At 45.8% G+C, this 1842-nt stretch carries 1 protein-coding gene; it reads right to left on the bottom strand.

Annotation, left to right across the window (positions count from 1 at the left end; translation table 11 throughout):
- The coding region (locus tag H515_RS0112705; protein WP_244870087.1) for a bifunctional DNA primase/helicase at positions 1-1842 on the bottom strand (1842 nt) is incomplete at both ends.

Raw genomic sequence — 1842 nt, 5'->3', positions numbered from 1 at the left:
TCCTTGATTTCCATTTCTCGCATCAGAACTTCACAAAGTTCTTGGTAAGTGAGCTTGAAAGAATTTCGGAAGGCTTCTTTGACAACGCCAATCAGTTCATCGGTCTTGCGCTTTTCCTTGTCCTCTTTAGACTTCTCGCCACGATAGACGTGCATGTCCTCAGCCTTATCCCAGCCGAAAAGCATTATCGGTACGTCCAACGGACTTCCGTCACGGACTTTCAGAGCTTTCACCACCGAGTATTCAGGATTGTCATCTTTCTCTATGGAGAGAATGCCTGCCGCCTTGCGTTGAAGTTCGGAGCCAATATGCCCACGGAGTTTGATACCATTCGGTACGAAGTGCAGTACGCAGATGATGCAGGTGTTGTAAATCCCTGCCAGACGGTAAAGCTCATCCACAATGGCAATACTTTCCGTTTCATCGTTGGCGGAACGTATCAAGTCAGCTATGCCGTCAATCACCACAAGATGGATGCCCCCATGCTTGTGATGAAACAGGTCCATACTCTCACGGATAAGTTTCAACCGGTCTTTACGGGAAAGCGAAGCAAGATACAGAGAATGATAATATTCAGGTACTGCTGTCAGAGAAGCCCTGCGTAATGTCTTGCCCAAATTCTTGTGGAGTTGTGCCTCGGACTGTTCCGTGTCATAGTGTAGGACCGCCAAGCCTTTGGGATTGGCGGTAATCTCCAATCCCAAGGTATTCTCTATCGGCAATCGTTTTTCTCCCAACGCTCCGGCAAGGATGGCTCCGACATAGTTGCTCTTGCCTGTCCCCTCACCTCCAGTAATGCAGAACAGGTTATCCTGCGTGCCGAGTGGCACACCGTTTACTGCTACTACTGATTTGGAAATGTCTGGTGGATTCTCATAATCAATTTCACATGAACGTAACATCATCATGGTTTGGCTGTATAGGTCTGAGAACATCTTGGCAAGCAGCTCTTTCAGTTCCTTTGCACCGTTGCCCAAGGCAAAGAAATCTGAAATGTCTTTTTCAGACTTCGTACCACTTAGCGGAAGTGAAAGGTTCAATACTTTGTATTCTGTCAGATGTTCTGCTTGTCTGTGACTCTCGCGTACGCCTGTCTCGTCAGCATCATACAGAAGTATGATATGTCGGAAGCGAAGCTGAAGGCTCTCGATGATACTTGTCGGTATCTGTGCGGTTTCACTGTTGAAACAAATTGCATTGAAGCCGTGTGCATACAATGAGAGTACATCCTTTTCACCACCTGTAATGAAAAGCATATCTCCTTTGGTGGGAATCTGCTCCATACCGAAGCAATAGGTGGCAGGCATTCTTCCACCATAGAGAAAGCGGATTTTCGGACTGTGTGGTCGGTATATCTTTACATAGCCGTTTCCGATATAGGCAAATATAGGTTCTGTCGGTGAGCTGTGAAGTTCAAACTTCTTGCCCTCGGCAGATACGCTCTCATACCGTTTAAGACTCCGTACCCGAAAAAGCCGGAGTGTATCTTCATGGATACCATAATGCGCCCAATAGTTCAGCAGTCCATCGTCAAATGGCTGTATCTCGAAACTATATGGTCGTTCTTTCGTCCGCTTGGTCTTTTCGACCGTAGGACTGGAGGCTATAGGATTTTTATATGACGGTGTGATATGCTTGTTATGCTTTTCAGCATCACATAAAGAATATAATCCAAGTTCTTGTACGATGATTTCCAAGACCTCGGGAAAATTCGTTTTCAGATTCAAACTACGCAACGTTGCCACAAACCAGAAGCAATCCCCTGAATAGGTGGTATCGCCATGATCATAGAATTTATAAGAAGAAGTTTTCCTATCATAGTAGATATGACAGGAAGCCCGT

The organism is Prevotella corporis DSM 18810 = JCM 8529, from assembly GCF_000430525.1.
GTDB classification, from domain to species: domain Bacteria; phylum Bacteroidota; class Bacteroidia; order Bacteroidales; family Bacteroidaceae; genus Prevotella; species Prevotella corporis.
The sequence above is the reverse complement of the archived record's forward strand: the minus strand, read 5'-3'. Positions and strand labels throughout refer to the sequence as shown.